Source organism: Paenibacillus sp. FSL H8-0034, assembly GCF_038000305.1.
Classification (GTDB): domain Bacteria; phylum Bacillota; class Bacilli; order Paenibacillales; family NBRC-103111; genus Paenibacillus_S.
The window spans coordinates 4,833,272-4,854,563 of the sequence record NZ_JBBOBS010000001.1 but is presented as its reverse complement, the minus strand read 5'-3'; the positions used below and the strand labels follow the sequence as shown (position 1 = coordinate 4,854,563).

At 46.8% G+C, this 21,292-nt stretch carries 18 protein-coding genes and 1 pseudogene; 15 read left to right on the top strand and 4 right to left on the bottom strand.

Annotation, left to right across the window (positions count from 1 at the left end; genetic code table 11):
- Positions 1-21: 21 nt before the first annotated feature.
- The gene (locus tag NST47_RS21840) at positions 22-3,222 is read right to left on the bottom strand and encodes a bifunctional cytochrome P450/NADPH--P450 reductase (RefSeq protein ID WP_341157021.1); all 3,201 of its coding nucleotides are present in this window, start codon (positions 3,220-3,222) and stop codon (positions 22-24) included.
- A gap of 235 nt (positions 3,223-3,457) precedes the next feature.
- Between NST47_RS21840 and NST47_RS21835 the strand changes: the two genes are divergently transcribed.
- The 7 genes from NST47_RS21835 to NST47_RS21805 all read left to right on the top strand — a co-directional run bounded on the left by NST47_RS21835 (position 3,458) and on the right by NST47_RS21805 (position 10,943).
- Positions 3,458-4,069, top strand: coding sequence for a TetR/AcrR family transcriptional regulator (locus NST47_RS21835; RefSeq protein ID WP_341157020.1), 612 nt, complete (start codon positions 3,458-3,460; stop codon positions 4,067-4,069).
- Positions 4,070-4,187: 118 nt separating this feature from the next.
- Entirely contained in the window at positions 4,188-4,505 is a 318-nt protein-coding gene (locus NST47_RS21830; protein ID WP_144026373.1) for a metal-sensitive transcriptional regulator, read from the top strand.
- Positions 4,506-4,719: 214 nt separating this feature from the next.
- On the top strand, positions 4,720-4,917 hold the full coding sequence (locus NST47_RS21825; protein WP_076228816.1) for a copper ion binding protein: 198 nt from the start codon (positions 4,720-4,722) through the stop codon (positions 4,915-4,917).
- A gap of 43 nt (positions 4,918-4,960) precedes the next feature.
- Positions 4,961-7,384, top strand: a complete 2,424-nt coding sequence (locus tag NST47_RS21820) for a heavy metal translocating P-type ATPase (protein ID WP_445667392.1) — start codon at positions 4,961-4,963, stop codon at positions 7,382-7,384.
- Between the two features lie 32 nt (positions 7,385-7,416).
- On the top strand, positions 7,417-8,283 hold the full coding sequence (locus NST47_RS21815) for a hypothetical protein (RefSeq protein ID WP_341157018.1): 867 nt from the start codon (positions 7,417-7,419) through the stop codon (positions 8,281-8,283).
- 244 nt (positions 8,284-8,527) lie between these two features.
- Positions 8,528-8,815 (top strand): STAS domain-containing protein, encoded by a 288-nt coding sequence (locus tag NST47_RS21810; RefSeq protein WP_341157017.1) that lies wholly within the window; start codon positions 8,528-8,530, stop codon positions 8,813-8,815.
- Positions 8,816-8,849: 34 nt separating this feature from the next.
- Positions 8,850-10,943 carry a sensor domain-containing protein gene (locus NST47_RS21805; RefSeq protein ID WP_341157016.1) on the top strand — a complete coding sequence of 698 codons (2,094 nt, stop codon included), beginning with the start codon at positions 8,850-8,852 and terminating at the stop codon, positions 10,941-10,943.
- Between the two features lie 31 nt (positions 10,944-10,974).
- Here NST47_RS21805 and NST47_RS21800 read toward each other — a convergent pair.
- Together NST47_RS21800 and NST47_RS21795 are read right to left on the bottom strand one after the other, a co-directional pair.
- Positions 10,975-11,527 (bottom strand): annotated as a pseudogene (locus NST47_RS21800) (ZIP family metal transporter).
- 152 nt (positions 11,528-11,679) lie between these two features.
- Positions 11,680-13,440 carry a sigma-54-dependent Fis family transcriptional regulator gene (locus NST47_RS21795; protein WP_341157015.1) on the bottom strand — a complete coding sequence of 587 codons (1,761 nt, stop codon included), beginning with the start codon at positions 13,438-13,440 and terminating at the stop codon, positions 11,680-11,682.
- A 227-nt stretch (positions 13,441-13,667) separates the two neighbouring features.
- On the opposite strand from NST47_RS21795, the gene adh reads away from it, so the two are divergent.
- The 3 genes from adh to NST47_RS21780 all read left to right on the top strand — a co-directional run bounded on the left by adh (position 13,668) and on the right by NST47_RS21780 (position 16,989).
- Positions 13,668-15,188 carry an aldehyde dehydrogenase gene (gene adh / locus NST47_RS21790; RefSeq protein WP_341157014.1) on the top strand — a complete coding sequence of 507 codons (1,521 nt, stop codon included), beginning with the start codon at positions 13,668-13,670 and terminating at the stop codon, positions 15,186-15,188.
- 12 nt (positions 15,189-15,200) lie between these two features.
- Entirely contained in the window at positions 15,201-15,566 is a 366-nt protein-coding gene (locus NST47_RS21785) for a DUF779 domain-containing protein (protein ID WP_341157013.1), read from the top strand.
- Between the two features lie 166 nt (positions 15,567-15,732).
- Entirely contained in the window at positions 15,733-16,989 is a 1,257-nt protein-coding gene (locus tag NST47_RS21780) for an erythromycin esterase family protein (protein WP_341159725.1), read from the top strand.
- Between the two features lie 118 nt (positions 16,990-17,107).
- Here NST47_RS21780 and NST47_RS21775 read toward each other — a convergent pair whose 3' ends face one another.
- Entirely contained in the window at positions 17,108-17,662 is a 555-nt protein-coding gene (locus NST47_RS21775) for a DJ-1/PfpI family protein (RefSeq protein WP_341157012.1), read from the bottom strand.
- A 262-nt stretch (positions 17,663-17,924) separates the two neighbouring features.
- Here NST47_RS21775 and NST47_RS21770 point away from each other — a divergent pair, with 262 nt between their 5' ends.
- The 5 genes from NST47_RS21770 to NST47_RS21750 all read left to right on the top strand — a co-directional run bounded on the left by NST47_RS21770 (position 17,925) and on the right by NST47_RS21750 (position 21,271).
- On the top strand, positions 17,925-18,326 hold the full coding sequence (locus tag NST47_RS21770; RefSeq protein ID WP_341157011.1) for a VOC family protein: 402 nt from the start codon (positions 17,925-17,927) through the stop codon (positions 18,324-18,326).
- Positions 18,327-18,605: 279 nt separating this feature from the next.
- Positions 18,606-18,959 (top strand): rhodanese-like domain-containing protein, encoded by a 354-nt coding sequence (locus tag NST47_RS21765; protein WP_341157010.1) that lies wholly within the window; start codon positions 18,606-18,608, stop codon positions 18,957-18,959.
- 226 nt (positions 18,960-19,185) lie between these two features.
- Positions 19,186-19,683, top strand: coding sequence for an SRPBCC domain-containing protein (locus NST47_RS21760; protein WP_341159724.1), 498 nt, complete (start codon positions 19,186-19,188; stop codon positions 19,681-19,683).
- Positions 19,684-19,892: 209 nt separating this feature from the next.
- Positions 19,893-20,435 carry an NADPH-dependent FMN reductase gene (locus NST47_RS21755; RefSeq protein ID WP_341157009.1) on the top strand — a complete coding sequence of 181 codons (543 nt, stop codon included), beginning with the start codon at positions 19,893-19,895 and terminating at the stop codon, positions 20,433-20,435.
- 38 nt (positions 20,436-20,473) lie between these two features.
- Entirely contained in the window at positions 20,474-21,271 is a 798-nt protein-coding gene (locus tag NST47_RS21750) for a class I SAM-dependent methyltransferase (protein ID WP_341157008.1), read from the top strand.
- Positions 21,272-21,292: the final 21 nt, after the last annotated feature.

The window sequence follows — 21,292 nt, the reverse complement described above, 5'->3', positions numbered from 1 at the left end:
GAGATACATCGATTTCATCGCTTATATACCAGACCATACGTCCTTGGCATAACGTCCTTCGTTCTGCAAGCGGTCTAACCACTGCTTGGACTGCTGTTCATCGACGTTATGAACTTCGCCGTAAGCCTGTATCAGTGTGGCTTCCACATCCGGCGCCATCTTGCTGCCGTCACCGCAAACGTAGAGTATGCCTCCATTGTCAAAGATGTCGATCAGCAGCTTGGAGCTTTGACTCATCAAATGCTGGACGTACGTTTTCTGCGTATCCACTTTCCGTGAAAATGCACAATGCAGCGTGACGATGCCTTCCTTTTGAAATTGCTCAAGCTCTTCACGATACAGATAGTCTTCATCGCCCCGACAGCCAAAAAATAAATGCGCTGCGCCCAGTTTTTTTCCTTCACGCTGTAAAGCGCTTCGTGCCTGAAGGAAGCCGCGGAACGGAGCGACACCTGTTCCAGGGCCAACCATAATAATTGGTGTTTCTGTATCCTCAGGCAGCTGGAAGCCGGATTCCGGGGTTCGCACGAACATGACCACATCGTCGTCTACGTGGAGCCCCGCCAAATAATTCGAGGCGACTCCACGATATTCGCCTTGACCGCTCCAGGCAGGTGCGCGCACAACACCAACCGTAATGCTGGCTTGCTTCGGTTGAATCCGCGGCGAGCTTGAGATTGAGTAATAGCGAGGCTTCAGCGGCGGCAGCAGCTCGATAAATCGTTCAAAGGGCAGCTCACAGGCTTCATATTTATCTAACAGATCAAGCATCGTGATCCGTTTGTTCAGTACCTGTTCCCGGTACGCCTCTTCAGTAAGCAGCGCCTCCAGCTCCTTCTTATGCGGCGGACAGACGGTGTATGCTGCCAGCTCGCGCAGCTGGGCGCGTGTCGCTGCTTCCTGCAGCTCCACATTATGTGACAGCAGGTCGTGCAGACTGACGGGACGGTCAAGCGGCAGATGCGCAGCGCTGCGTCCGGTCGCTTTGAGGATCAGATGGTCGTTGCTGTCCAACCGATAGCGGCGCAGTGCCCGCTCAACGAGCTCTGGACGGTTGCACGGCAGCACCCCCAGATGGTCGCCCTCCTGATAGGCGACGCCCTCCGGCAGCGCAATTTCCAGATGTCGCGTGCTTCGTCCGCTGTCTGCACCCTGAAGCTCGCGGTTATCCGATACTTTAGTATGCACCGCTTCATAGGATTCGGCTAGCGGGGTCCCGACGAAGCCGCTGACGAACTGGACGGTCAGCGTGCTGCGCTCACTGTCAGCCTTGATGTTCAGCTTCAGCCCGAGCTTATCCATCACATCAGGCCACAGCTGGGCCCGCCAATCGTCGAGCTGCTTCTCGAAATCTCCATTAGCGTCACCTTCGCCGCGCTCAGCAAGACGGATAGCGCCTTTGGCAGCAAGCTGCTCGTCAATCAGACGCGGGATATGCTGGTAGGTGCTCGCCCAGTTGCGATCGCCACAGCCGAACACAGCATATTTCACACCGCTCAGCTCACCAGCCTCAACACCTTCAAGCCAGTGGACAAATTCGCGGGCACTGCTTGGCGGCTTTCCATTGTAGGAAGCCGTTACGATAAATACAGCGCCTTCCTTGGGAAGCTTCCCGACCCTGTCGTTCAGTGTGGCAACATCGCAGCGAAAGCCCTGCAGCTTGGCTGCATCAGCGAGTTCTCTGGCTATGCCTTCGGCTGTACCCAAATTCGAGCCGTACAGGATGAGCAGGGGTGTGTTATGAGTTGGAACACCTGCAGCAGCCTCATTTTTCTCAGATTCCCTGGACTGAGTCGCTGTATTCGGTGCAGCAGCAGGAGAAGTGAGCACCACGGTACCTGTAGCCGCATTCGCTCTCGGACGAACGCGGATCGTTAGTCCATCGGGCTTCAGAGTCAATGTTTCCTTCACATCCAGCTGATAATTGGTATGATCAATCAGCTCGAAATGCTGCAGCACCATCCCGAGCACAAGTGTCGCCTCCTGCAGCGCAAACTGTTGTCCGATGCAGGCACGTTGACCGTTGCCGAATGGCTTGTAGGCATCATGCGGTATTTTACTCGGGTCCTCGAAGCGCTCGGGCCGGAATGCCTCAACGTCTTCACCCCAGGCTTGCTTATCGCGATGAAGCTGCGGAATGAGCACAGTCACGGCTTCGCCCTTCGCCAACGGGTAGGTGTCGGCCAGCAGTGTATCTTCTTTGGCATATAGCGAGAAGGCGGGTGCCGTCGGCCATAGTCGCAGCGCTTCGCTCAGCACCATGCGGACGTATTTCAGTTCACGAACCTGCCCGTACGTAGGCACAGGTCCTGTTAACACACGGTCTACTTCCTCGTAAGCTTTTTGCAGTTTATCCGGATTTTTAAGCAAATAATAGATCGCGAACGATAACAGTCCACTTGTTGTCTCATGTCCGGCAATGAGGAAAGTTATAATCTGGAAGCGGATGTTCTCGTCATCAAGACCTTCGCCAGTTTCAGGGTCGACTCCTTCCAGCATGTGTGCCAGCAGATCATCCACACCTTGGCTTCCTTGTTCTCTACGTTCAGCGATCAGCTTGTCGACCAGCGTATACATCGACTGTATGTCATGCTTGAACTGCCGTTTCGTCAGCACCATCAGCTTATCCTGCAACCCGAGCCGCTGGAGCTGGTTCATAGCTTCGTGCAGCGCGCGGACCATGCTCGTTATAAACGGGTGCGGTTCTTCCCTGTAAAAGCTGTTAAACCGATAGTTGAAGCCGCACAGACCAATCGTATCCAGTGTCAGCCGTGTCATATCCTCGGGGACTTCTACGCTTTCGTCGGGGTTCAGGCGAGCCCATTTCTGGACCATCTGCATCGCAATATCAACCATCATATGATGGTATCCCTGCATTGCCCGCTGCGAAAAGCTTGGCAGCAGCATATGGTGCGCCTTTTGCCAGTTGGTCTCATCTGTACGCGCAGTAAATAATCCATCGCCCGTAAAGGCCCTGACGTTCATCAACGCGGTGTGTACATTTTTATCAAAACGTGATTCATCACAAGCATCAGCGACTAGTGTTTCACTTGAAATCATGATAATCGGCCGACCCGGCATATCCATTTTGAAAATAGGCCCGAACTCCTCAGCCAGCTTAATCATGGATTGTACAGGTTTTTCCTTGTCAACTAAAGGCAGGTTGCCAAGCGGACCGTATGTTTTGGGTTGGGGAATAAGTGGATTGGCTACTTTATTCATGTTTACGACCTCCTAGGCTTCTTTTCCGGCAGCTATCACCAGATTACTATTTGATCATTGAGCAGGAATTATTACACAAACGGTTTGTTAATTAATCAACAACGTGATTATAATTAAATTATAGATACATCCCATAGGGATACAATATGGAGTTATGATCGATTTGATGTTTATACATCACTATGCTAATTAATGTCTATAACTTCACAAAATTGTTGCAGTAGGGGAGCCGCTTATGCCTAAGAAAATCGATCTGCGTGTTGTCAAAACGAGAGAGCTGATCCGCCGCGCATTCCTTGAGCTCATAGTGGAAAAAGGCTACGAAGCCATAACCATTCAGGATATTGCCCAGCGTTCCATGACAAACCGTAATACCTTTTACCTTCACTACACAGATAAAAAGGATCTTCTCGAAATCGTCACGGACGAAGTGCTGGATGAGCTTACAATCAAGCTTACCGCTGTTATAGCCAATGAAACCGATCAATTGTCCAAGTCGCAGGCTATTATCCGTACGGTGTTTGAGCATGTGCTGGAGCATTCCGTATTTTCAAAGGCCATGCTCGGCAAACATGAAGTACCGCGCTTTCACGATAAAATGAAACAGATCATTCATCATATTTTTCATCAAGTGTTAAACCGGATTTCAGCACAGACACCGGATTCGAATAGAGTCCCCAACGATTTTCTGGAAAATTGCCTGTCGTCTCTGTATATTGGCACGATTGTATGGTGGGTGGAGCATGATTTTCATTATTCGGCTGAACAGATGACAGCGATCATGTCTGAAGTAATTACAAAAGGCCCGATTCAAGCTGCGGGATTCCTTGGAAGTGAGCAGGTTTAAGAAAAATGGTTTCAGATGCATGGAGGATTGTATAGGGTGTGGGAGTATAGTATAATTGTACGAAAGGATAAGGGAGGCGAGTCAAATGAGCGTGGAAATCGATCTGCTGGATACATCCATGGATCAGGAGCAGGAATGCTGCTCGCATGAAGAAACAGGACGGAAAAGCCATCATTCCGATAAAGTGAAAAGCAGCCTGACCAACCGATTGAATCGAATTGAGGGACAGATCCGCGGAATTAAAGGCTTGATAGAAAAGGATACGTATTGTGACGATGTTCTGAATCAAATCGCCTCCGTTCAGTCAGCCTTGAATGGAGTAGGCAAGCTATTATTGGAGCATCATATGAAAAGCTGTGTCGTCGAACGCATCAAGGAAGGCGATACGGAAGTTATAAACGAGCTCATGACTACGGTGAATAAGTTGATGAAATAAACATGCATATACAATCAAGCAGCAGAGTATGCTGCTTTTTCTATTGATAACAATATAGGATACAGGGGTATAGTAAAATGTTGTTGACTAAATATAGGGTGAGGGGGTATACTGTGGTTAAGACGATCGTTGACAAAGATTACTAAGGTTCAAGGGCAGATCAGGTAAAAATTTATAATCATACAAAATGGATAAGATGAAGGGATGAGGAAATATGAACAACACTACATTGCAAGTAAAAGGAATGAGCTGCCAGCATTGTGTAAATTCCGTTGAAGGGGCTTTGAAGGAAATTGGTGCCTCGGGAAAAGTTGATCTGAAGAACAACACGGTTGATGTGACTTATGATAACCAACTCACTATTGAACGTATAAAAGAAGCTATCGAGGAGCAAGGCTACGACGTCCTGTAATCCATCGTTAGAAGCAAGGGAGTGTACGATTATGGTATCTGGTGTGACTGAGACCAATAAACAAACGACTTTACCCATCACGGGTATGACCTGTGCAGCATGTGCGAATCGTATTGAGAAGGGTTTAAATAAACTTGAGGGTGTAACCTCTGCCAATGTCAACTTCGCGCTGGAAAAAGCAAGTGTAACCTATGATCCGGCACGAATTGGTGTCAGTAACATGGAAGAAACGATCAAGAAGCTAGGCTATGACACACTCAAAGAGGTTGCTCATTTTAAGCTGGAAGGCATGACCTGTGCGGCTTGCGCGAACCGAATTGAAAAAGGACTTGGCAAGCTGCCAGGCGTGACGGATGCCTCTGTCAATTTTGCTATGGAAACTGCACGTGTACAGTACTCACCAGGTGAAATCAGCATCACCGAGATGCAAAATAAGGTCAAGCAGCTGGGTTACAAAGCGATTACGGAGCAGGAAAATGTAAATAGGGGCGATCACCGCAAGAAAGAAGTCCGACATCAACAACGGAAGCTGCTCATTTCGGCGCTGCTTTCATTACCCCTTTTATGGAGCATGGTGGCCCATTTTTCGTTCACATCCTGGATCTACATGCCCGAAATTCTTATGAATCCCTGGTTTCAGCTTATCTTGGCCACACCTGTTCAATTTTATGTCGGCAAACAGTTTTATGTGGGTGCTTATAAAGCATTGCGCAATGGCAGTGCCAATATGGACGTCTTGGTCTCACTCGGTACTTCGGCTGCTTATTTCTATAGCCTATATCTTACGATCAACTGGTTCATCGGGGGCGGGAATGTACATCACGGCCCCTCCTTGTATTATGAAACGAGCTCCATATTGATTACGCTGGTCATTATGGGTAAATTGTTCGAATCCCTCGCCAAAGGCCGGACCTCGGAAGCGATCAAGTCTTTGATGGGACTGCAAGCGAAGACCGCGTTGGTCGTGCGGGACGGTCAAGAAATTACGATACCGGTGGATGAAGTCATTGCAGGCGATATTGTGCATGTCCGTCCCGGTGATAAAGTGCCCGTTGATGGCGTGGTGCTGGAAGGTCTCTCATCGGTGGATGAATCCATGCTGACGGGTGAAAGCCTTCCTATTGAAAAGAAAATCGGTGACGCTGTGATTGGAGCCACCCTCAACAAAAACGGCATGCTGCGAATTAAAGCCACGAAAGTCGGCAAAGACACAGCGCTCGCACAGATTATTAAAGTTGTAGAAGAAGCACAAGGCTCCAAAGCACCGATTCAAAGGGTTGCCGATGTGATTTCCGGGATATTTGTCCCGGTAGTCGTTGGTATTGCGATTGTCGCCTTCCTGGTCTGGTACTTCTTCGTGACGCCTGGCGATTTTGCCGGTGCCTTGGAAAAAGCGATTGCAATTCTCGTCATCGCATGTCCTTGTGCACTTGGTCTGGCTACTCCAACCTCGATTATGGCGGGGTCCGGGCGCGCGGCAGAGCTTGGGATCTTGTTCAAAGGGGGCGAGCATCTGGAGCAAACCCATAAGATTGATGCGATTATTCTTGATAAAACGGGTACCGTCACCAAAGGGAAGCCTGAGCTTACGGATGTTATGACTGATGGTGACGAATTGGAATTTCTCAGACTCGTAGGCGCAGCGGAGGTCAATTCCGAGCATCCGCTTGCTGAGGCGATTGTGGCAGGTATCCGGGAACGCAATATTGAGCTGCAGGGGACGGAATCCTTTGAAGCGGTTCCTGGCTTTGGGATCAAAGCAGTCGCAGAAGGCAGAGAGCTGTTAATTGGCACTCGCCGCTTGATGGAACAATACGAGGTGGATGCCAGGCATGCTTACGATACGATGGCCAGCTTGGAAGAAGCCGGTAAAACAACGATGCTTGTCGCTATTGATCGCCAATATGCAGGTATGGTTGCAGTTGCGGATACGATCAAGGAAACCTCGAAAGCCGCGGTCAGCCGACTGAAGGAAATGGGTATTGAGGTCATCATGATTACAGGAGACAACGAGCGGACTGCGAAGGCTATCGCTGCTCAAGTCGGGATCGATCATGTGCTGGCAGAAGTGCTTCCTGAAGGAAAAGCGCAAGAAGTGAAAAAGCTGCAAGAGCAGGGCAGGATCGTCGCCATGGTTGGAGATGGAATTAATGATGCGCCGGCGCTCGCAACAGCGAACATCGGTATGGCTATCGGTACAGGTACCGATGTAGCTATGGAGGCGGCGGATGTGACGCTCATGCGCGGCGATCTATCGAGCATTCCTGATGCCATCTATATGAGTCGCAAAACGATGAGCAACATCAAACAAAATTTATTTTGGGCGCTTGGCTACAACACACTCGGAATACCTATTGCAGCGCTTGGTTTATTGGCACCATGGGTGGCAGGCGCGGCGATGGCCTTAAGTTCGGTTTCCGTAGTTCTCAATGCACTTAGGCTGCAGCGTGTAAAAGTGCGTCACTAGTACTTCTTGGAAAGAATGGAGCGTTTAAAAAGATGAACAAAAAAATGATCCTTTTTTTAAGTGTACTTGCCCTCGGTTTGTTGTCTGCCTGTGGTAACGCCAACAATAATACACACTTGTCGGGTCATGAGACTGGCAATAAGCAAGGGGATGCACAGCAGCATGCAAGCAGTCAAGGCGGGCATAACATGAGCCAATCCATGGTATCTGATAACGTTAAAGCATTGTTTACGTTTGCTCCAACCACTGTGAAAGCAAATGAGCAAACCGAGCTGACCATACAAATTAATGGGAAAGACGGGAAGCCTGTAAACGAGTTTAATCTGAATCATGAGAAATTACTTCATCTTATTGTCGTCAATCATGATTTGTCGTTCTTTAGTCACATTCATCCTGAGTACAAAGGAAGCGGCAAGTTTACGATCAGCACTTCTTTTCCAGCAGGCGGTGACTACAAATTATTCGCTGATTTTATACCAACCAATGGGTCCAGCACAACGCTAAGCGAACGGATTCAGGTAGAAGGTAAGAGTGGGGATCATGCAGCTATCGCAGCCGACGCCAAGCTTGTCAAAGAGACGGACGGTAAAGAAATAGAGCTCGCATTAAGCAGCACCAAACCCAAGGAAGAAGTAACCCTTACGTTCCATATTCGGGATGCCCTGACGAAGAAGGATGTTAATAATCTGCAGCCTTATTTGGGGGCTGTAGGCCACGTTGTTATTTTATCGGCTGATGCGGAGCAATATATTCATGTTCACCCGATTGACGAAAAGTCAACTGGCCCCCAAGCCCAGTTCGCAACCTCTTTTCCGAATAGCGGCATTTATAAGCTATGGGCACAGTTTCAACATAACAATAAGGTCATTACTGTACCCTTTGTCGTTGATATCAAGTAACACCATCATATTGGCTCATAATCGAATATAAGCTGTACCCCAAATCCCTGTAGCATCTTATGATGTATGGGGATTTTATTTGATTTGCCAGTGCTCTCTGAAATTTCTTTCACAGATTCAAGTGATCCATATCACAGATAAATAATCCCATAAGCGGTATGGTTAGGTAGACCTACTCCAAATTACACTCGACATACAACCTCAGTCCTAACCATTACGTTTGAATTTATTGGGAGGCTTGCTTATGTGCTTTGAAATACAGGAAAGTGACCATCAAATAATCCTCATTTTAACCGGATTTATCAGCGTTAATGAAGCTACCTCCATCAGGCAAAAATTGTTTCCACTCCTGCAACAACGATTTCACAGTATCACTTTCCAGCTTGGGAACGTAACGGAAATGGACAGCTCAGGGCTTGGTCTCATGCTGGCCGTACAGAAAATCGCCACAGATTCTAATGCCATTATTACATATACAAACGTGTCTGAACCATTAAAAGCACGTCTTCAGATGGCTGGTATATCGTTGTAACGCATGGGCGCTGCTGCAGAGAGGGGTCTACTTAATGAATATAGATGAACGACATACAGATGCCCTTTGGGATAAACTGGTAGATAACAATCTTGTAATGCCTTATGCCCGTATATTTCAAGATTCGCAGGAAGCGATTATCATCACGGATCGCCATTCAAGGATCATGATCGTTAATCCTGCTTTCGTATCCATTACCGGTTATAGTGTGTCAGAAGTCATCGGGCAAAGACCGAGTCTATTGAAATCCGGTCGTCAGGATTCGGTATTTTATGTCAACATGTGGGCTTCCATACATAGGGACGGAAAGTGGCAGGGGGAGATTTGGAACCGCAGAAAAAACGGAGAAATTTATCCCGAGTGGCTCTCCATTCATTCTGTAAAAGACGAGAACGGGATTTTGCTCCATTACGTCGGGATGTTTTCGGATATTACCCATCGCAAGCATACGATTTCCAAGCTTCGTCTGCATGCGCAAGTGTTCAGCAATTCCAGCGAGGGGATTATGATTACGGACAAACAACTCAAAATTTTATCCGTCAATCAAGCCTTTACCACAATGACTGGATACACAGAAGAGGAAGCTGCCGGCCATACACCGCGACTGCTTCACTCTGGATTGCAGAATCAATTTTTTTACATCAAAATGTGGGAAACCATTCACACGACCGGTCTTTGGGAAGGTGAAATTTGGAACAAAAGAAAGAACGGTGAAATATACCCCGAATGGCTCTCCATAACGACCCTGCGTAATGAAACGGGAGCAATCACGAATTATATCGGAATGTTCACGGATATTACGGAACGTAAGCAGTCCGAGGAGCACCTGAAATATTTGGCTCATTTTGATAAGTTAACAGGGCTGCCTAACCGAACTCTGCTCAGCGAATTAGTTCATGCAGCTATTACAAAGACAGTGCAAACAAACCAGAAGCTGGCGATATTTTTTATCGATCTCGATCGGTTCAAGATGGTCAATGACTCTTTGGGACACAATATTGGGGATAAGCTGCTCCAGCAGGTCGCTGATCGTCTGAGCTCAGTCGTAAGAATGAACGATATCGTGTCCCGGTTGGGAGGTGATGAGTTTATTATCGTTTTGCAGGATTTGCAGGAGCAAGAAGAAGCGAGACAAATCGCCATGCATCTTATTTCCAGTATCAATAAACCTTTCTGGGTTGACGATAATGAGCTTTATATTAACGCTAGTATAGGCATCTGCATGTACCCGACACATGGGGGCGATTTTGACACCCTGCTCAAGCATGCCGATTTAGCTATGTACCAAGCTAAACTCCAAAAGGGTGGATACCAGTTCTTTAATGAAAGCATCCTTAGCACCTTTCTGCGTAAGCTGGATCTGGAGAATGAGCTAAGGTGGGCAATCGTCAGGAATCAGTTGACCCTCCATTATCAACCGCAGGTCAACGCACTAACCGGTGTCCTCGAAGGAATGGAAGCATTGTTACGGTGGAATCATCCCACGCTGGGTTCTGTTCCACCCGCAGAATTTATTCCTATAGCGGAGGAGACAGGTGTCATTATGGAGATCGATAAATGGGTATTGAAGGAGGTTTGCGCCCAGCTCAATCGTTGGCTTACCGCATCGTTGACTGTACCAGCGATTGCTGTTAATTTATCAGCCAGGCAGTTTCTTGCGCCAGACTTGGCAACAAGCATCCGTGATATTGTGATCGGGACGTGCTGCGACCCACAGCAAATCGTAATCGAAATAACGGAAAGCAGCAGCATGCACGATATGGAATCGGTGCTGCATATTTTGCGCGAGATCAAGTCGTTTGGTTTCCAGATCGCGATAGATGATTTTGGAAAAGGTTATTCGGCGCTCGGGTATATGAAGCTGTTCCCGATAGATATTCTGAAGATTGACAAGAGCTTTGTTCAGGAGCTGATCAGCGATTCGAAAAGCCTGGTTATTACAAAAGCCATTATCGATATGTCTCATGGTATGAAGCTGCGGGTTATCGCTGAGGGAGTTGAGACCCTAGAGCAAATGGAATGCTTGCAGACTATGAAATGCGACCTTGTACAAGGCTATGTAATTGATCGGCCAATGCCTTGTGAACAGCTCGAAGCACGTTACTTAAGGGGAGTCTGTTCGAAGTGACCGGACGATTCGCATTCACAACCGATGTGGTTTAACCGAACCAAACGAGAATGCATACCATCATCAACAGACCCACAATAAACGAGAATGTGGCCGCTTTTTCATGCCCATGTCCGTGTGTCTCCGGGATTAATTCTTTATATACGATGAATAGCATTGCACCGGCGGCAAAGGAAAGTCCATAAGGAATCAGCTTTGCCCTCAACCTGACTGGCATAGCTGACTCCTATGGATAACCCCTCAGGCAGATTGTGCAGTGACATAGCGACAACAAGAAGGAAGGACTTGGAATCCAGCTGCACCCCTGATTGGGCATGTTCGATATCTGCATGTGGCAGGTATTCCTCCAGTACGCTAAGGGAAGCAACGCCTAACAGAACGCCACAGCATAATACGAACAGATTGGAAAGCTTTAATGCAGTTGGCATTAAACCATAGACGGAAGCCGCAACCATAATGCCCGCTGTCAAAGCCAGCAAAATGTCCATATGGCGATGGGAGAGCCGCTTGAATAGAAGGACAGGCAGCGCGCCTATTCCGGTGGAAACTGCAGCAAGAAAACCCCCAAGCATCATCTCATTCATGTAAACCCTCCACGTAATCCATCCCATCTTATTTTTAGGTATATGTACAACCTGTAAAATTAGAATTGCAGCCTATGAGCAGTTAATCTCATGAAAAAAGATGCAGGCGCACGTAAGGGTGCGACCTACATCTCGATGAAAGCTGATGGTTGTTAAAATAAGGAAATGTTGTACTCTTCAATTTTACGATATAAAGTCGTTCGGCCAATTTTCAAATGACTGGCGGCCTTGCTCAGATTCCATTCCGTGGCTTTGAGCGCCTTCTTGATCGCTGTGATCTCCGCATCTTTCAAAGTGTGTAAGGGGTCATCACCCGATTCTGCCTGGACGAACCCATCGGTTTGATCAAGCATCAGATGCTCAGCATCGATAGCCCGTCCTTCAGCCAGAAAAATGGCTTGCATGAGAATGCCGTTAAGCTCTCTGATATTGCCCGGCCAGCTGTAGGCAAGCAATCTATGCTGCGCTGCTTCTGTTAGCACAGGACATGGGGCAGCATGTTTTTGGAGTAAATGAACAGCTAACAGTATCACATCACTTCGTTCCCGCAATGCTGGCAGCGCAATGTGTATTCCTTTCAAACGGTAATACAGATCGGCACGGAATCGGCCTGCCTTTACTTCAGCGGCTAAATCCTTGTTCGTTGCTGAAACGATTCTCACATCAATTGCTTTACTTTTCGCGCTGCCTACCGGGGTAATGACACCTTCCTGCAGCACTCTTAATAAGGCAGCCTGTGCCCGAAGCGGCATGTCGCCAATCTCATCCAGGAAAATAGTGCCCTTATGGGCAGCCTCGAATTTCCCTGGATTGCCGTCCTTGTTTGCGCCTGTGAAGGCACCGCGGACGTATCCGAACAATTCGCTCTCAATGAGACTGTCCGGTATCGCACCGCAATTCAGGGCAATGAATGGCGCTGCATAACGCAAGCTGGCTGTATGAATCGATTGTGCGAACAATTCCTTGCCCACCCCGCTTTCACCCAGCAATAAGACGGGATAGTCGGTTGCAGCTGCTTTATAGGCCAGCTCCTTCTTCTGCAGGATGGTTGGGCATGTTCCGATAATTTCTTTAAACGTATACAAATGCTGTTCATCTGCCGTCTGCTTGCGAATAGAGACGGATTGCCACAGCTTTTGATGTTCATTATGAATCGTTTCAACGGAGAAGCCTTCCATTTTTGTAAATTCCTTGCCAACCGCATCATGACCAATAATTCGGATGGCCGCATGATTGGCTCGCAGTATTCGGTTATCCCGACTGAGTGTGAGCAGCGGCAAAGGATGATGCTGAGCTGTATGCTCAAGTTCGTTTAAAGTAATGAGATGCTCCTTCTTCGCTTCCTCCAGCAGCATTTTGTTCTGTAAGGAAGCGGCGGCCAGACAGGCAAGGGTATATGTATACGCATGGTAATGCTCCTGCTTGCCGCTAATATTGATGACACCGATCAGCTCACCGATGGAATTGAAGATCGGAGCCGAAGCGCAGGTCAAGAAGTGATTGGAGTTGAAATAATGCTCTTCAGCATGCACTCGAACAGGTTTTCTCTCTGTAAGGGCTACCCCGATCGCATTCGTTCCTTTTCTTTCTTCAGCCCAGTTGGCTCCCACTTGTAATTGAACCGTTAACGCCCGACGCGAGAAATCAACATCTCCCACCGTATGAATGATCGTTCCTTCTGCATCGATTAGGAGCGCGATCTGACCGGATTGCTTGATGCTGGCGTGCATCTGATCGAATACCTGCTCCGCGTAATGGATCGTTTGCTCGTTATTTCTTAATAAAGCATGAATACGACTTTGGGTTAAGATTTCATCGTCAACAGGGTCGCTTGGCTTTAAACCCAACTCATGACAACGCTTCCATGAAGATGCCGCTGATTCTGATAAAAAGTTATTTTCCACTGAAAACACAATGAACACCCCCAACGAAATTGGTATCCTCCATCGATCATACCATAGTTGGTTTCATTCATGTTAGCTGTAAGAAAGAATGTTCCAAAATGGAACAACGCCTTTGTACCAGAAAGGAACAGCTTCAATATAACGCTTACAAAATGGTTGTTTTGACAGCACCAAAGCAATTGGCACGATTATTGCATGTATATAAATTGTAATTCATTATAGGGAGGCTGAGCGATATGATTTATGCACAACCAGGTCACCACGGTTCCAAGGTTACATTTAAAAAACGGTATGAGAATTTTATTGGAGGTCAGTGGGTTACACCTGTTAAAGGCCAATACTTTGACAATCCGTCACCTGTCAATAACCGTGTATTTTGCGAGGTTCCCCGCTCGACATCGGAGGATATCGAATTGGCTTTGGACGCGGCGCATGCGGCGAAGGATGCATGGGGCCGCACATCCGTTGCGGAGCGTGCCGTCATCTTGAACAAGATTGCCGACCGTATCGAAGCGAATCTGGAAATGCTGGCGGTAGCCGAAACCTGGGATAATGGCAAGCCGGTTAGAGAAACGCTCGCGGCCGATCTTCCGCTTGCTATCGATCATTTTCGTTATTTTGCAGGCAGCATTCGCGCTCAGGAGGGTACGCTCAGCCAGCTGGATGACCATACGGTAGCCTACCATTTTATTGAACCGTTAGGCGTCGTTGGTCAAATTATTCCTTGGAATTTCCCGCTGCTGATGGCGACCTGGAAGCTTGCTCCGGCTCTTGCAGCCGGCAATGTAGTCGTCATGAAGCCCGCTGAGCAAACGCCGGCATCTATTCTGGTGTTGACTGAGCTTATTCAAGACCTGCTGCCGCCTGGTGTGCTTAATATTGTGAACGGCTTCGGACTTGAAGCAGGTAAACCACTTGCCTCGAGCAGTCGAATTTCAAAAATTGCTTTTACCGGTGAGACGACGACAGGCCGCTTGATCATGCAGTATGCTTCTCAGAACCTGATTCCGGTCACCTTGGAGCTGGGGGGCAAGTCGCCGAATATTTTTTTCAAGGATGTACTCGCACAGGATGACGCCTTCTTTAATAAAGCGCTCGAAGGCTTCGCTATGTTTGCTCTGAACCAAGGGGAAGTGTGCACCAGCCCGTCACGCGCTTTAATACAGGAATCGATATATGAGCAATTTATGGAAAGAGCCTTGAAGCGTGTTGCTGCCATTAAGCAAGGCAATCCATTGGATACAGACACGATGCTTGGGGCTCAAGCCTCCACCGAGCAGGTTGAGAAAATTATGAGCTATATCCATATCGGTGCAGAGGAAGGTGCGGAATGTCTGATCGGAGGCAATCGGGCAACAGTTGAAGGAGATATTTCTGAAGGCTACTATATTCAGCCGACGATTCTCAAAGGACATAACAAGATGAGAATTTTTCAGGAGGAGATCTTTGGACCCGTGCTCTCCGTTACGACGTTCAAGGACCAGGAGGAGGCGCTTGCTATCGCCAATGACACGCTCTATGGACTCGGCTCCGGCGTGTGGACGCGGGACATGAATACAGCTTACCGGATGGGCCGCGGCATTCAAGCTGGTCGTGTATGGACTAACTGCTACCATGCTTATCCTGCCCATGCAGCCTTCGGCGGTTACAAGAGCTCAGGCATTGGCCGCGAAAATCACAAAATGATGCTTTCGCACTACCAGCAAACGAAAAATTTGCTTGTCAGCTACAGTCCCGACGCGCTTGGTTTCTTCTAAGAGAGCCACAACATGACGACGGGAGTGAGCAAGGTCATTGCTACCGATGCGGCATTAGAGCTGCTCGAGACGATCAAGGCCAAACATGGGCCAGTCATGTTCCATCAATCCGGAGGCTGCTGCGATGGCAGCTCTCCAATGTGCTACGCACAGGGAGATTTCATCATTGGCGACAGCGATGTGTGGCTGGGTGACATCGGCGATGCGCCCTTTTATATGAGTAAAGCCCAATACGAGTATTGGCAGTATACTCAGCTCATTATCGACGTGGTGCCGGGAAGAGGCGGGATGTTCTCGCTTGAGGGGCCGGAAGGCCGCCGTTTTCTGACTCGCTCCAGGATATTCACTGAGGAGGAGCGTCGTATGCTGGGTCTGTAGGTTATTATACCAAGCATCAGAAGCCCTGTTTCCTTTCTATTGAAGGGAGCAGGGTGTATTTGTGTTTCATTTAAGCAGTGAATGTTTTGTCATGAATACGTGCAAACTTTGGAAGAACGGAATCGACCAAGCACGTAAGGAGTGACGATGGGTGAAGGATCAATTGATGATGCAATCGATTCGCAAGCATGCACAGCCTTTCGTTAAAGAAGAAAGCCTGAAAATGCTCATCGATCGAGTGGGTGATGCCAAATATGTGCTTCTTGGTGAAGCGTCACATGGAACCTCGGAGTTTTATACGGTTCGTGCTGAGCTATCCAAACGTTTAATTACAGAAAAAGGATTTCGATTTATTGCGGTTGAAGGGGATTGGCCTTCATGCTATACGTTGAACCGATACGTTAAGGGGTATTCGGATGCCGGAGTGGAGGCGAGGGAAGCATTAAAGGACTTCAATCGTTGGCCCGCCTGGATGTGGGCTAACCGGGAAATCCTTGAGCTTGTCGAATGGCTGCGTCAATATAACGAGGACAAACCGGACCATGCAAAGGTCGGCTTTTACGGGATTGATGTGTACAGTCTGTGGGAATCCATGAGTGAGATTGTTAAGTATCTCGATACGAAGGACAGTGCAGATCTGGAGCTTGCCAAGCGGGCTTTTGAGTGCTTTGAGCCGTTTGGTCGGGACGAGCAGTCGTATGGCGCATCAGCATCTCTATTTGGGGAAGGCTGCGAGGATGAGGTGATCGCTTTGCTGCGTCAGCTGCAGGATAAATGGAAGGATGTCCATCCGCAGGATCAGGAGAACGCGCTCAGTGCAGAGCTGAACGCATTGGCTGTTAAGGGGGCAGAGGCCTATTACCGAACCATGATTCGCCATGATGCCGAGTCCTGGAATATCAGGGACCGTCACATGGTCGAAGCGCTGGAGAAGCTGATGGAGTTTCACGGAGAAGCTGCCCGTACTCTTGTGTGGGAGCATAATACACATATCGGGGATGCGCGTGCGACAGACATGGCTGATGACGGAATGATCAACGTGGGCCAGCTGCTGAGGGAGAAGCATGGTAGTGACGTATACGCTATCGGCTTTGGTACCTATCAGGGTACGGTTATAGCAGGCATGACTTGGGGGGCGCAGCCAGAGGAGATGAATGTGCCACCTGCTATTGTGAATAGCTGGGAAGAATTGCTGCACCGAGACGGAGCGGAGGATAAGCTGCTATTGTTCGATAAATCAGAAAACGTTTTGGATGAGACATTGATCGGACACCGAGCCATTGGCGTCGTGTATCACCCGGAGCGGGAAAGGGGAAATTATGTTCCTACAATCATTTCGAAGCGTTATGACGCGTTTATTTATATCGATGAGACGAAAGCGTTGACTCCCATATATAGCTTTGCTGCTTACGTAGAAATGTGATCATAAAATTCATCCAAGGAGCGAGCTGTACGGCAATTTTACATATCAAACCAGACTTTCAGCCTTGGGGCCGGAGGTCTGGTTTGATGTGCGGATTTCACGCTATCTAAAAAACTTATTATTTCAATAATCTAAGAAATTCTCTCATAAATCCGGGCAGATCCGGCCAGGCATGTCCTGAAACAATATTGCCGTCCACCTGCAAAGTCTCAGCGGAGTAGATCGCACCCAGGTTTTCCACATCCGGACGGCAAGCTGTATAGGCAGTCATGGTCTTGCCTTCAAAATATTGATTGCTTTTCAGAGCATTAAGCACCAGAACGGCATGGCATATTGCACCAACCGGTTTATTAGCTTCAAAAAAGTGAGTGACGATCCGTGGAATATTTTCATTCAGTCGGATGTATTCAGGAGCGCGGCCGCCTGGGATAATAAGCCCGTCATATTCAGTCGGATCTACTTGATCAAAGGCTATGTGCGATTCCAATTGATATCCCGGCTTCTCCGTATACGTGTCCCAGCCCTCAAAATCGTGAACGACGGTGCGCAGCACTTTTTTCGTTGGCGAGGCAATGACAGCTTCATAGCCTTCTTCCAGCACGCGATAGTAAGGGTAATAAATTTCTAATGATTCCACGGCATCTCCTGTGATGAAAAGAACCTTTTTAGACATTCAATCACTCCTGAAACAAATTTGGGTATTTATCCCATATGCTAATTGTATCGAACATTTGTCTCTTGTAAAGAGGGACTAGGATAACTTGACAATGAAATCAATATGTTTTAATATAATAATATCTTGATAAACAAGATACTTGTTTTAAGAGATATTCGATTTCCTAATGATCCATCCGTATAGACGTTTATATCAAACGTTGTGTATACACTTTTCATTTTGATAAGTGCGAATTTGAAGGAGAAAGCGAGGGGTAAATATGAAAATTAATCACTTAAATTTAACTGTAACTGATGTTATTGAGGTTAAGAATTTCCTGGAAACTTATTTTGGCTTACAATGTTACACAAGTATGGGAAAATCATTTGCTGCTATGTTGGACGATGATGGTTTTTTGCTCAACTTAATGCACAGTAAGGAAGTGAATTACCCGGAAACTTTTCATGTAGGGTTCCCTCAAGATAATGAGCAAAAGGTAGATGAGTTGAATCAACGTCTGAAAATTGATGGATTCAAAGTAGAGACTCCTGCAATCGTTCATGGATCCTATACCTTTTATCTCCAGGCACCAGGAGGAATTACACTTGAAGCCTATTGTCAAATTGAAGGTGAAGATCCGAGTAAAGGCCCTCGCCCATCATTTGGTAAAACCAGGCCGTAAGCTGCGATAGAACCAAAAGGAAAACAATGGTAAAATAAATAATCAAAAGCCGCGGTCTCTACTCGAAAAATTCGGGTGCCGACGGCTTTTTTTCTATAACCTGTTGGGAGATGCCAGCCACACACAAGTGAATCTGTTTATTTGATATTGACTAATTGCATGTGCGATGAATATGGAATACAATTATACCGAGCATATGAAAAAACGGTTGAGAAGAATGGAAGTCCACGTTAATTGCTGCCATTCATATGTGTAATTAGTAATCAGGGAGGATCTTCGATGACTGTTGTTATACTGCTTCTCATCATTAGCGCTTTATGGATTATTCGAATTGTTCGTCCTGTAAAAGGATTGGCTTTCGTCGATTACAAGGTATTATCCAGTCCATCGGAAGTCATGACAATGAAAATTTTAGATGTTCGGGATGCCGCTGATTACCGGAATTGCCATATACCGAGCTCGATCAATATATCCATTGGCCGTTTGCCTTTTGTGTGGAAACAAGAGCTCTCACCCAATGAGTCTATCCTTATCGTGTCTGAGAGTCCCTACAAAAGTAAAAAAGCTGCGCGTCTATTGAAAAAACAAGGCTTTGACCAATTATATGCACTACGAAACATGAATTGCGCATAGTAAAGTGAAGTCGAGAAAGGTACAGTCACTCACAAAAAGTGGGGAGACAGTACCTTTTTTTTTCTGGAGGGGAAGAGGCCGTTATTGCTTTAATATGTAAAATCATACCTATGAATCTTTGAAAAAAACAGAATATTCCTTTACTGGAATATTCTGTTTCAAGTATATTTAATGTATCAAATTTAAGGAGGAAAATAACTTGTCAAATGAACATGCAACCAACAAAATGACAACGAAGATCGAAGGCCGGGAGCTGGTACTGGAGCGCACCTTTGACGCGCCGCGCAAGCTTGTGTTTCAGGCGTTTTCAGAGGCTGAGCATTTAAAGCATTGGTGGGGCCCAAAAGGCTGGTCGCTTCCGGTGTGCAACATTGATTTCAGACCCGGAGGCGTCTGGCACTACTGTATGAAATGTACAGATGAGAGTCAGGAATATTATGGTCAAGAATCTTGGGGCAAAGCCGTATATAAAGAAATCATCGCGCCGGAGAGGATCGTCTACGTCGATTCCTTCTCGGATGCGGAAGGCAACACGGTAGCGGATATGCCGGAGACGCTAATCACGATGAGCTTTATCGAGCAGGAAGGCAAAACTACAATCATTAGCCGCGCTGAATACGCATCGGCCGAAGCCGTCAAAACCGTCCTTGATATGGGTATGATCCAGGGAATCAGTGAAACTTACGATAACCTGGAGCGCTATCTGAATGACATCCAAAAGTGACTGTAAGAGGAAGGCTATCTGGCTTTGAAGTCGGCCACTGAAAAAGTTCCATAGATGCAAGAAAGGTACAGTCACTCACGAAAAATGGGGAGACGGTACCTTTTTTGTTCTGTATAATTAGTATAAATACTTGAGTCAAGAGTCCAAAAATACATAGAAATATAAAAGAGCTGTTCAGCCTGAATAACATTAGTAAGGGAGGCAGTTGGATGGGCAATACTTTACGTATATTGGCAATATCGGGAAGTCTACGCGAAAAGTCTTCCAATACAGCTTTAATGAAGGCCATTATTGCATTATCCTCGAGGGACATTCAATTTACCATTTATGGTGGGCTGGGCGATCTTCCGCACTTTAACCCTGATCTTGATCTCGACGATGGGCCCTTTTCAGTACAAGAGCTGAGGTTACAGCTGAAGGAAGCGGATGGTGTGCTTATATGTACACCTGAGTATGGTAACGGTGTTCCAGGCGTGTTAAAAAATGCTCTGGACTGGCTCGTATCTTCAGGCGAGTTTATGAATAAACCTACAGCAGTTATCAGTGCTTCACCAACACCTATGGGTGGCGATAAGGCACATGCTTCGCTCCTGCTTACTCTCAATATGATCAACGCTGAGATTATTGAAGGGGGCACGATGATGATACCGCACATCACTTTGAAATTAAATAAAGAAGGTGTTATTACCGATTCTGATACGAAGCAGAGGCTGCTAGCCGTGCTAAAAGCGCTTGAGCAGGCTTGCCACTAATCCATATGTATAAATATCTGCGCTGCGGCTGAACTAAGGTGGACAACAGTAAGGTAAAAACAATTTGGAATACATGGTCTGAAACATGGTATCAAAGATATAGAACAGATGAAGCGATTTTGAAAATAATTAACAAGCCTGAGTCAGCATTTCATCACACTACATATTCAATGATCAAGGAAGCATTGCCAAATTTGCAAGGAAAGAGAATATGTGTCCCTTCTAGTGGTGACAACCATGCTGTTTTTGCTTTTCATTTGATGGGTGCAACAGTAACATCATGCGACATATCGGAAAGACAGTTGGAACATAGCTCATCCATAGCACAAAAATACGGTTGGGATATTGAATTTATCTGCGATGATACAATGAAACTCAGCAAAATTAAAAGCGGTCAATTTGATTTTGTATATACATCTAATGGAGTCCATGTATGGATTAACGATTTAAACTCCATGTATACGAATATCCATAGAATTCTTATTAGCGGTGGTGCTTATATCATGTATGAGGTTCATTCTTATACGCGTCCCTTCGGAGATGACACCGAAACATTAACTATTGTAAAGCCATATGATGCGGTAGGACCTTTCATAATAGAAGAGGTACCCAGATACACCTGGCGTTTACAGGATATAACCAACGCTGTCACTTCAACAGGATTGTGTATTAAGCATATCGAAGAAATGTATGCAGAAGATGGTTCATATTGGGTTGATGAATCAACCGCTGAAGGAGATTCACTCTCAAAACAAGAGCTGGATCATTTATGCAACTGGAAAATGAACCCCTTGGCTGCTCTTCCTCAGTGGTTATCGCTATATGCAATTAAATAACGTTATTCCAAACCAATACCA